Below are 10,084 nucleotides of genomic sequence, written 5' to 3' on the forward strand. Positions count from 1 at the left end.
CCGGCGAGGAAGAAGCGGAACGCCGGGTTATCGCTCTCGTTATGACAGTAATAGCCCAGCTCGCTCAGACGGGTTTCGAAATCCGGCTCGTGCTCGCCCAGCTCAAAGGCAGCCAGCACGCGCCCATAGTCCGTACCGTGGCTGCGGTAATGGAACAGGGAGATATTCCAGTGGGTGCCCAGTGTGTGCAGGAACTTCAGCAGCGCACCGGGAGACTCCGGGAACTCAAAGCTGTAGAGACGTTCCTTAAGCGGCTTCGACGGACGACCGCCTACCATGTAACGCACATGTAGCTTGGCCATCTCATCGTCGGAGAGATCGACCACGCTGTAGCCGCCCTCGCTGAGTAGAGACAGGATCTCTTTACGCTCCTCCAGCCCGCGACTCAGGCGCACGCCGACAAAAATGCAGGCGTCGTGGGCATCGGCAAAGCGGTAGTTGAACTCGGTCACCGAGCGGCCGCCCAGCAGCTGGCAGAACTTCAGGAAGCTGCCCTTCTCTTCAGGAATGGTGACCGCCAGCAGCGCTTCACGCTGTTCGCCCAGCTCGCAGCGTTCGGAAACGTAGCGCAGGCCGTGGAAGTTAACGTTCGCGCCGGAGAGCACGTGCGCCAGCCGCTCGCCGCGAATGTTGTGCTGGGCGATGTACTTCTTCATGCCCGCCAGGGCCAGCGCGCCGGAGGGTTCCGCCACCGCCCGCACATCTTCGAACAGATCCTTCATGGCGGCGCAGATCGCGTCGCTGTCGACGGTAATGATATCGTCGAGATACTCCCGGCAGACGCGGAAGGTTTCGTCGCCGATGCGTTTAACCGCCACCCCTTCGGCAAAGAGCCCAACCCGGGACAGATCCACCGGCTGTCCGGCATCCAGCGCCGCTTTCAGGCAGGCTGAATCTTCTGCTTCCACCGCAATCACCTTGATCTGCGGCATCAGCTGTTTAATGAGCACCGCCACGCCCGCCGCCAGGCCGCCGCCGCCCACCGGCACAAAGACGCGGTCGATATGTGCGTCCTGCTGGAGCAGCTCCAGCGCCAGCGTACCCTGTCCGGCAATGACCATCGGGTGATCGAACGGCGGCACCCAGGTAAAGCCTTGCTGCTGGGCCAGCTCGATAGCTTTCGCCTTTGCCTCGTCGAAGTTAGCCCCGTAGAGCAGCACTTCGCCGCCAAAGTTGCGTACCGCATCGACTTTAATATCGGCAGTGGCTACCGGCATCACGATCAGCGCCTTCACCCCAAGACGTGCAGCAGAGAACGCTACTCCTTGGGCATGGTTACCCGCCGAGGCGGTGATCGTCCCCCGCGCCTTCTGCTCGTCGGTGAGCCCGGCCATCATGGCGTAAGCGCCGCGCAGCTTGAAGCTGTGCACCGGCTGGCGATCTTCGCGTTTTACCAGAATGACGTTATCCAGCCGCGACGAAAGCTTTTCCATCTTTTGCAGCGGCGTTACCTGCACCGCTTCATAGACCGGCGCGCGCAGCACCGCCCGCAAATACTCCGCCCCCTCGGGGGCGGCGGACAAGGGTTGGGATTCGGCCACGGTTAGCCTCCCAGTTTGGATTTATCGCGTACCGCGCCTTTGTCTGCGCTGGTCGCCAGGCTGGCATAGGCGCGCAGCGCGAAGGAGACCTGACGCTCACGCGCTTTTGGCGTCCACGCTGCTGCACCGCGTGCGTCCTGCGCTTCCCGGCGTGCGGCCAGCTCCTGATCGCTTACCTGCAGCTGAATGCCGCGGTTTGGAATATCGATAGCAATCATATCGCCATCTTCAATCAGCGCGATGTTGCCGCCGCTGGCCGCTTCCGGCGAGACGTGGCCGATAGAGAGACCGGAAGTACCCCCAGAGAAACGCCCGTCGGTGATCAGCGCGCAGGCCTTACCGAGGCCCATTGATTTCAGGAAGGTGGTGGGGTAGAGCATCTCCTGCATCCCCGGCCCGCCTTTTGGCCCTTCGTAGCGGATCACCACCACGTCGCCCGCCACAACTTTACCGCCGAGAATGGCTTCTACCGCATCATCCTGGCTTTCGTATACTTTCGCCGGACCGGTAAATTTCAGGATACTGTCGTCCACGCCGGCGGTTTTAACGATGCAGCCGTTTTCGGCAAAGTTGCCGTACAGCACTGCCAGCCCACCGTCTTTACTGTAGGCGTGCTCCAGGGAGCGGATACAACCTTCAGCACGATCGTCATCCAGGCTATCCCAACGGCAATCCTGCGAGAACGCCTGAGTGGTACGAATGCCCGCCGGACCCGCGCGGAACATCTTTTTCACCGCCTCGTCCTGGGTCAGCATTACGTCATACTGCTCCAGCGTCTGCGGCAGCGTCAGACCAAGAATATTTTTCACTTCACGATTCAACAGCCCGGCGCGATCCAGTTCACCCAGGATCCCGAGAACGCCACCGGCACGGTGCACGTCTTCCATATGGTACTTCTGGGTACTTGGTGCGACCTTACAGAGCTGCGGCACCTTGCGGGAGAGCTGGTCGATGTCGGTCATGGTGAAGTCAATTTCCGCTTCCTGGGCCGCGGCCAGCAGGTGCAGAACGGTGTTAGTGGAGCCGCCCATGGCGATGTCCAGCGTCATGGCGTTTTCAAACGCGGCTTTGCTGGCGATGTTGCGCGGCAGCGCGCTCTCATCATCCTGCTCGTAATAGCGTTTGGTGAGCTCAACAATACGTGACCCGGCATTGAGGAACAGCTGCTTACGATCGGCGTGGGTCGCCAGCAGCGAGCCGTTGCCAGGCTGCGACAGGCCCAGTGCTTCGGTCAGGCAGTTCATGGAGTTGGCCGTGAACATGCCCGAGCAGGAGCCGCAGGTCGGGCAGGCGGAACGTTCAACCTGCTCGCTCTGCTCGTCGGATACTTTCGGATCTGCGCCCTGGATCATGGCATCGACCAGGTCGAGCTTGATGATCTTGTCAGACAGCTTGGTTTTTCCGGCCTCCATCGGGCCGCCGGAGACAAAAATAACCGGAATGTTCAGGCGCAGTGAGGCCATTAACATCCCCGGGGTGATCTTGTCGCAGTTGGAGATACAGACCATGGCATCCGCACAGTGGGCGTTGACCATGTACTCCACCGAGTCAGCGATCAGCTCGCGAGATGGCAGTGAATAGAGCATGCCTCCGTGGCCCATCGCGATGCCGTCATCGACCGCAATGGTATTGAACTCTTTCGCCACGCCGCCTGCGGCTTCAATTTGCTCGGCCACCAGCTTGCCCAGATCGCGCAGATGCACGTGGCCCGGCACAAACTGAGTAAATGAGTTCACCACGGCGATAATCGGCTTGCCGAAGTCGGCGTCGGTCATCCCGGTTGCGCGCCACAGCGCGCGGGCACCTGCCATGTTACGGCCGTGGGTGGTGGTAGCGGAACGGTACTTAGGCATGCTTTACTCCCAACTCTATTTAATAAATGGGACGGTGCGTGCCGTCCCATATTTATGCTTATTGGTTAACCTGATCCAACCAGCCGTACTTATCTTCTGTTTCGCCGGTGAACAGGCCAAAGAACGCTTGCTGGATGCGCTTGGTTATTGGGCCACAGCGGCCTTCGCCAACCTGGATACCGTCGACGCTGCGCACCGGGGTGATCTCGGCGGCGGTACCTGACATGAACACTTCATCAGCCAGGTAGAGGGACTCACGGGAGAGCACCTGCTCGCGCACTTCGATACCCAGATCTTTCGCCAGCTTGATGATCGCGTCGCGGGTGATGCCCGGCAGCGCGGAAGAGGTAAACGGCGGGGTGAACAGAATGCCATCTTTCACTTCAAACAGGTTTTCGCCAGCGCCTTCGGAGATGTAGCCGTTAACGTCCAGCGCAATCCCTTCCTGATAGCCGTGGCGGCGCGCTTCGCTGCCCACCAGCAGGGAGGAGAGGTAGTTACCGCCCGCTTTTGCCGCGGTCGGGATGGTGTTTGGCGCAACGCGGTTCCAGGAGGAGACCATTGCGTCGATACCCTGATCCAGCGCTTCCGCGCCCAGGTATGCACCCCATGGGAAGGCGGCGATGATCACATCGGTGCCGTAACCGTCCGGCGGGTTCACGCCCATACCGACATCACCCACGAAGACCAGCGGACGAATATAGGCGCTGGTCAGGTTGTTTTTACGGATCACCGCCCGGCAGGCTTCCATCAGTTCATCAACGCTTTGTGAAACCGGGAAACGATAGATTTTTGCTGAATCACGCAGACGCTGCATGTGTTCGCGATGGCGGAACACCACTGGCCCTTTGTGCGAGTCGTAGCAGCGGATGCCTTCAAATACAGAGGTACCGTAGTGCAACGCATGGGACATCACGTGTACTTTCGCTTCGCCCCATGGAACCATCTCGCCATTGAACCAAATGTAATCAGCTTTCTTCGTCGTCATTTTTCTTCCTTTTGCGCTCAGGCGCGGATTTGTTGTGTTGGGGTTGAACGTTGTTGGATCTCGACGCGCGCCACGTCGACCAGTTTGCTCAACTGGCTAAACAGTAATTCGACAGAGCGCGGGCTGGCAACGGTCAATTCAATATTTATGCTCTGCGCATCGGTGGCTGTCTCCATATTCATGGCGCAAATCTGAAAGCCACGGTGGCGAACCACGCGTAAAACACGCTCTAACGTTTCCGGATTGAAGCGGGCCTGAACGGCGACCTGATGTTGCATCATGATAATTTCTCCAGCATTTGTGCGTTGCTTGCACCGGGTGGCACCAGGGGCCAGACGTTCTCAAGCTCATCGATTGAGACATGAAGCAGATAAGGCCCTTCGCTTGCGAGCATGGCGTCAAGTGCCGCTTCAACCTGGTCTTTACGGGTGATGTGCTGGCCGGGAATGCCGAAGGCGCGAGCCAGCATGAGGAAATCGGGGTTATCGGTCAGAGTGGTTTCGCTATAGCGCTCCTGGAAGAAGAGCTGCTGCCACTGGCGAACCATGCCTAAGCGTTGGTTATCCAGCAGAACGATCTTCAGCGGCAGCTGCTTTCGCTTTACGGTGCCCAACTCCTGCACGTTCATCATGAAGGAGCCGTCACCGGAGATACAGATCACGGTATCGTCCGGACGCCCCACCTGCGCCCCAACGGCGGCCGGCAGGCCAAAGCCCATCGTGCCTAAGCCGCTGGAGGTGATAAAGTTTTCCGGACGGCTGTAGGTCATATGCTGCGCGGACCACATCTGATGCTGGCCCACGTCGGTGGTAACAACGCTATCCTGCGGCTTGCGGTCGGAAAGCTGTTTTAACAGCAGCGGCGCATAGATGGCATCGCCCGGGTGATCGTAACGCCATTCATATTCACGGCGCATCTCCGTGGCGTGCTGACGCCAGGCATCAACCGCTAACGGCTGCTGCAGCGCGGGCAGCAGCGCATTGAGATCGCCCTGCAGCGCCACGTGAGCCTGGCGCAGCTTGTTCATCTCTGCCGGGTCGATATCCATATGGATCACGCTGGCGTGCGGCGCAAAGGTGTTCAGCTTGCCGGTCACCCGGTCGTCGAAGCGTGCGCCTACGGCGATAAGCAGATCGCACTCCTGTACCGCCAGGTTGGCGGCTTTGGTGCCGTGCATCCCCAGCATGCCCAGGTAGTATGGGTAATCGGCCTCAACCGCCCCCAGCCCTTTCAGCGTACAGGTGGCCGGGATCTGCGTCGCGGCGATAAATTCCCGCAGCGCCGGAACGGCCTGCGCCATGCCCACGCCACCGCCGACGTACAGCATCGGCTTCTGCGCCCGGGCCAGCATTTGACGGGCCTCAGCCACGTCGGCATGGGGGAAGGCGTCATCATCTGCAACAGTAGAGAAATGCGGCTCCAGTTCACCCACGGCAACCTGGATATCTTTCGGGATATCAACCAGCACCGGACCCGGACGGCCTGAGTTTGCCACCTGGAACGCTTCCGCCATTACGCGCGGCAGCTCCTCCAGCGACTGCACCAAAAAGCTATGCTTGGTGCAGGCCAGCGACAAACCAAGGACGTCCACTTCCTGAAATGCGTCGGTACCCATAAACGGCGAGGCAACCTGACCGGTGATGGCCACAACGGGAACGGAATCGAGCAGGGCATCGGCGAGGCCGGTGATCAGGTTGGTCGCACCGGGACCCGACGTAGCGATGCAGACGCCGGTTTTGCCGGTAGACCGGGCGTAGCCGATGGCCGCCATCGCCGCTCCCTGCTCGTGGCGACACAGCAGATGTTCCACGCCGCCGTCATACAACGCATCGTAAACCGGCATAATTGCGCCGCCTGGGTAACCGAAGACCGTTTCGACCCCCTGCGCCCGCAATGCATGTACTACCCATTGTGCCCCATTCATAGTCAGTTCCCCGTCGTAAATCGTGAGAAACAGAATTTTGTGCTACAACGCATTCTTTGCTCCTCGCTGTTGTTATAAGGCCATAAAAAAACCCCCGGACCTTTCGGTGCGGGGGTCTTAGTTCGTTAAGGCTTGTTTTTTAAGCCTTTCCTCGTCCAAGTGCAGCCCCGCACGGTGGGATAATAATCACCACCACGCTAATCACGACCAGGCTAATCACTCGTAGAAGGGCTGTCATTTTCTATACTTTCTGGCTTCTTGTTCGAAGGAATACCTAAAGAGTTATCACAGTTTTTGCTAACGACACAAGATTTTTTTATAAGTTTTTTATTGGAGTGACGGCAGGCATTCATAAAACGTATTGTTTTATATAAGAAAAACTTTAAGTGAAAATAATTCACCTGCGAACGATTTTTCGCGACTGCGCGCCTGCTTCCAGCGTTAAGCATACGTTGCATCTCTGACACAGATAGCGCAGAACCCAGGCCGTAAAAACGCAGATGCGTAGCTGCCAGTGAAAAAACGCAGCGGCATAATCCTGCAGTCACAGGAGGAGCTATGTCACTGTCGGTTATCTATACCCGTGCGGCGTTGGGCGTCACCGCGCCGCTTATTACGGTTGAGGTGCATATCAGCGCCGGGCTTCCCGGCCTGACCATCGTTGGGCTGCCGGAGACCACGGTCAAGGAGGCCCGCGATCGGGTGCGCAGTGCCATCATCAACAGCGGCTATACGTTCCCAGCAAAGAAGATCACCATCAACCTTGCCCCCGCCGATCTCCCCAAGGAGGGAGGACGCTATGACTTACCTATCGCTATTGCGCTTCTGGCAGCCTCTGAGCAGCTCAGCACGTCTCACTTAAGTCGGTATGAGTTTGTTGGCGAACTCGCGCTTACAGGCGCGCTCCGTGGCGTTCCCGGGGCGATCCCCAGTGCGCAGGAAGCCAAACGCGCCGGCAGACAAATTATCGTTGCTAGCGATAACGAAGCTGAAGTCGGACTCATCGAAGCCGCCCGCAGCCTGATCGCAGCACATCTGCAGGAGGTATGTGCCTTTCTCGAAGGAAAACATCAGCTTCAGGAGGCCGCGCCCGACCTCGCCGCTATCCCTGTCGCTGAAAACGATCTCAACGACGTAATCGGCCAGGAGCAGGGTAAACGAGCGCTGGAGATCACCGCTGCAGGCGGGCATAACCTGCTACTGATTGGCCCACCCGGCACGGGTAAGACCATGCTGGCCAGCCGCCTGAATAGCCTCTTGCCACCTTTAAATAACCGTGAGGCGCTGGAGAGCGCGGCGATTGTCAGCCTGATCAATACCGCCATGCTAAAAAAACAGTGGCGGCGCAGACCCTTCCGCTCGCCGCATCACAGTGCATCTCTGACCGCCATGGTAGGCGGGGGATCGATTCCCGGGCCTGGCGAGATTTCGCTGGCGCATAACGGCATCCTGTTTCTGGATGAGCTGCCAGAGTTTGAACGGCGCGTGCTTGATGCTCTGCGCGAACCGATTGAGTCCGGACAGATCCATATTTCCCGAACCCGGGCCAAGGTGACCTACCCTGCCCGCTTCCAATTAATAGCCGCGATGAACCCCAGTCCTACCGGCCACTATCAGGGGAACCATAATCGTGCGACGCCAGAGCAGACGCTGCGTTACCTGAGCAAACTCTCCGGGCCGTTTCTCGATCGCTTCGATCTCTCTCTGGAGATCCCGCTTCCCCCACCGGGCCTGCTGCGCCAGACGGATAATCGTAGCGAACCTGGCGAGGTGGTACGCGCCCGTGTGCTTGCTGCACAGGAGATTCAGTATCAACGGCAGCAGACGCTCAACGCCCGACTTGAAAGCGCCGCTATACGCGATTACTGTCGGCTGCTGCCCGAGGATGCCGACTGGCTTGAAGAGACGCTTACGCAGCTTGGGTTATCGATACGCGCCTGGCAGCGCCTGCTTAAGGTGGCACGTACCATTGCCGATCTGGAAGAGAGTGAGACGATACGCAGGGAACATCTCCAGGAGGCGCTGGGTTATCGCGCTATTGACCGCCTGCTCATTCACCTGCAAAAAATGATGGGATAAAAAAAACAGGGGCCGTAGCCCCTGCATCTTAATCGTCGGATTCGGTGTAATCTTCCGCACCTTCCATCTGCGGCTTACCGCCGGAGAGGGTATGGAAGCGTTTCGGACGCTTAATGCGCGTCATGTACTTACTCCAGACGCGTTCCGCTTCAGTGACGGGCTCGCGTTGACCACGGCAGACGGCGACAAACAGCTCTTCTTCTTCGGTCATCGGCTCACGCTTGCCGAGATCGAGTTCGTTGAAAGCATAACCGTGCCGCTCCAGCAGCTGCGCCTCTTTGATGGTGAAATCACCATGACGAGAGAACCCGCGCGGGTAGTATTTGTTGTCGAAAAAACGATTAGTCGTCGTAAAGCTTTCCGCCATCCCACACACTCCTAATTCTTTGGCCGAGCTATTTATGGCGCGGAGTATTAGTTACGCTTGACAGAGTGTAAAACAAAACATTTAAATCATAACGACAAATAATTTTGTGGAGAAAGCTGTGGATACGGAATTGCTAAAAACTTTCCTGGAAGTAAGCAGGACTCGTCACTTTGGACGTGCTGCAGAAGCGCTCTATCTGACACAATCAGCGGTCAGTTTTCGTATTCGCCAGCTTGAGAACCAGCTTGGGGTAAATCTGTTCACCCGCCACCGTAATAATATTCGTCTTACGGTAGCGGGTGAGAAACTTCTGCCTTACGCAGAAACGCTAATGAATACATGGCAGGCCGCCCGTAAAGAGGTGGCGCATAGTTCGCAGCACAATGAGTTTTCTATTGGTGCCAGCGCCTCGCTGTGGGAGTGTATGCTGAACGGCTGGCTGGGTCGGCTCTATCAGACACATAAGAGCTTACAATTTGAGGCCCGTATCGCACAGCGGCAATCGCTGGTAAAACAGCTGCATGAGCGGCAGCTGGATCTGCTGATTACCACTGAAGCCCCTAAAATGGATGAGTTCAGCAGCCAACTGCTGGGACACTTTGCGCTTGCGCTCTACTGTAGCGTACCGTCGCGCCTGAAATCGACCCTGAACTACCTGCGGCTCGAATGGGGCCCTGATTTTCAACAGCATGAGTCTGGCCTTATTGCCAGCGATGAGATCCCGTTGTTAACGACCAGCTCCGCTGAGATTGCTCGCCAACAGCTAGGGTCGCTGGAAGGCTGCTCGTGGTTGCCGGTCACGTGGGCTAAGGACAAGCCCGATCTGCATATGGTGGCAGATACGCTGACGCTCTCACGCCCGCTGTACGCTATCTGGCTGCAAAACAGCGACAAACAGAGCCAGATTAAAGATCTTTTAAAAACCAGTGTGATGGAATAATTCAAGGATACGATGCAGGGACGCATCGTAGAGGTGAGTTTGACAAGAAAAGAGGATGAGAAGAGAGGAAACCCTAAATTGCAGGCAAAAAAAATCCTTTGCCTAAGCAAAGGATCCTAATATGGCAGGGGCGGAGAGACTCGAACTCGCGACACCCGGTTTTGGAGACCGGTGCTCTACCAACTGAGCTACGCCCCTAAATTTTCTTACTATTAAGCCTGCTATAACTGAGCAGGCTTAATTTTATAATAAGTGGCGGAACGGACGGGACTCGAACCCGCGACCCCCTGCGTGACAGGCAGGTATTCTAACCGACTGAACTACCGCTCCACCGAATTTCTTTGTCACTACCCGGGTATTTTATCCCGGTTAACTGCAATTTGATGCCTGGC

At 57.5% G+C, this 10,084-nt stretch carries 10 protein-coding genes and 2 tRNA genes; 2 read left to right on the plus strand and 10 right to left on the minus strand.

Annotated elements, in window-relative coordinates; all coding sequences use genetic code 11:
- The 7 genes from ilvA to ilvL all read right to left on the minus strand — a co-directional run.
- A partial coding sequence (gene ilvA, locus FN633_RS01640) for a threonine ammonia-lyase, biosynthetic (protein WP_154058792.1) occupies positions 1-1,541 on the minus strand: 1,541 nt, incomplete at its 3' end.
- A gap of 2 nt (positions 1,542-1,543) precedes the next feature.
- Positions 1,544-3,394, minus strand: a complete 1,851-nt coding sequence (ilvD, locus tag FN633_RS01645; RefSeq protein WP_154056519.1) for a dihydroxy-acid dehydratase — start codon at positions 3,392-3,394, stop codon at positions 1,544-1,546.
- Between the two features lie 58 nt (positions 3,395-3,452).
- Positions 3,453-4,382, minus strand: a complete 930-nt coding sequence (locus tag FN633_RS01650; RefSeq protein ID WP_154056520.1) for a branched-chain amino acid transaminase — start codon at positions 4,380-4,382, stop codon at positions 3,453-3,455.
- A 17-nt stretch (positions 4,383-4,399) separates the two neighbouring features.
- Positions 4,400-4,663: an acetolactate synthase 2 small subunit gene (gene ilvM / locus FN633_RS01655; RefSeq protein WP_042395027.1), complete on the minus strand. Its 264-nt coding sequence runs from the start codon at positions 4,661-4,663 to the stop codon at positions 4,400-4,402.
- Positions 4,660-6,306 (minus strand): acetolactate synthase 2 catalytic subunit, encoded by a 1,647-nt coding sequence (gene ilvG, locus FN633_RS01660; protein WP_154056521.1) that lies wholly within the window; start codon positions 6,304-6,306, stop codon positions 4,660-4,662. The genes ilvM and ilvG overlap by 4 nt, the downstream gene beginning before the upstream one ends.
- A gap of 2 nt (positions 6,307-6,308) precedes the next feature.
- Positions 6,309-6,359, minus strand: coding sequence for a peptide IlvX (ilvX, locus tag FN633_RS18335; RefSeq protein ID WP_208674148.1), 51 nt, complete (start codon positions 6,357-6,359; stop codon positions 6,309-6,311).
- 86 nt (positions 6,360-6,445) lie between these two features.
- On the minus strand, positions 6,446-6,544 hold the full coding sequence (gene ilvL, locus FN633_RS01665; protein WP_001311244.1) for an ilv operon leader peptide: 99 nt from the start codon (positions 6,542-6,544) through the stop codon (positions 6,446-6,448).
- Between the two features lie 320 nt (positions 6,545-6,864).
- Here ilvL and FN633_RS01670 point away from each other — a divergent pair, with 320 nt between their 5' ends.
- Complete coding sequence (locus FN633_RS01670) at positions 6,865-8,385, plus strand: YifB family Mg chelatase-like AAA ATPase (protein ID WP_154056522.1); 1,521 nt, start codon at positions 6,865-6,867, stop codon at positions 8,383-8,385.
- 28 nt (positions 8,386-8,413) lie between these two features.
- Here the strand turns inward: FN633_RS01670 and FN633_RS01675 are convergent, their stop codons facing one another.
- Positions 8,414-8,752 (minus strand): MaoP family protein, encoded by a 339-nt coding sequence (locus FN633_RS01675; RefSeq protein ID WP_144819090.1) that lies wholly within the window; start codon positions 8,750-8,752, stop codon positions 8,414-8,416.
- A 106-nt stretch (positions 8,753-8,858) separates the two neighbouring features.
- Between FN633_RS01675 and hdfR the strand changes: the two genes are divergently transcribed.
- Positions 8,859-9,692, plus strand: a complete 834-nt coding sequence (hdfR, locus tag FN633_RS01680) for an HTH-type transcriptional regulator HdfR (RefSeq protein WP_154056523.1) — start codon at positions 8,859-8,861, stop codon at positions 9,690-9,692.
- A gap of 122 nt (positions 9,693-9,814) precedes the next feature.
- Here hdfR and FN633_RS01685 read toward each other — a convergent pair.
- A tRNA-Trp gene (locus FN633_RS01685) sits at positions 9,815-9,890 on the minus strand.
- 55 nt (positions 9,891-9,945) lie between these two features.
- A tRNA-Asp gene (locus FN633_RS01690) sits at positions 9,946-10,022 on the minus strand.
- Between the last annotated feature and the right edge of the window lie 62 nt (positions 10,023-10,084).

It is taken from the genome of Pseudescherichia vulneris (assembly GCF_902164725.1).
Classification (GTDB): Bacteria; Pseudomonadota; Gammaproteobacteria; order Enterobacterales; family Enterobacteriaceae; genus Pseudescherichia; species Pseudescherichia vulneris.

Excerpts from the sequence above, each read along its gene's own strand:
- ilvD (WP_154056519.1), bottom strand. The coding sequence starts at position 3,394 with ATGCCTAAGTACCGTTCCGCTACCACCACCCACGGCCGTAACATGGCA.
- FN633_RS01650 (WP_154056520.1), bottom strand. The coding sequence starts at position 4,382 with ATGACGACGAAGAAAGCTGATTACATTTGGTTCAATGGCGAGATGGTT.
- ilvM (WP_042395027.1), bottom strand. The coding sequence starts at position 4,663 with ATGATGCAACATCAGGTCGCCGTTCAGGCCCGCTTCAATCCGGAAACG.
- ilvG (WP_154056521.1), bottom strand. The coding sequence starts at position 6,306 with ATGAATGGGGCACAATGGGTAGTACATGCATTGCGGGCGCAGGGGGTC.
- ilvL (WP_001311244.1), bottom strand. The coding sequence starts at position 6,544 with ATGACAGCCCTTCTACGAGTGATTAGCCTGGTCGTGATTAGCGTGGTG.
- FN633_RS01670 (WP_154056522.1), top strand. The coding sequence starts at position 6,865 with ATGTCACTGTCGGTTATCTATACCCGTGCGGCGTTGGGCGTCACCGCG.
- FN633_RS01675 (WP_144819090.1), bottom strand. The coding sequence starts at position 8,752 with ATGGCGGAAAGCTTTACGACGACTAATCGTTTTTTCGACAACAAATAC.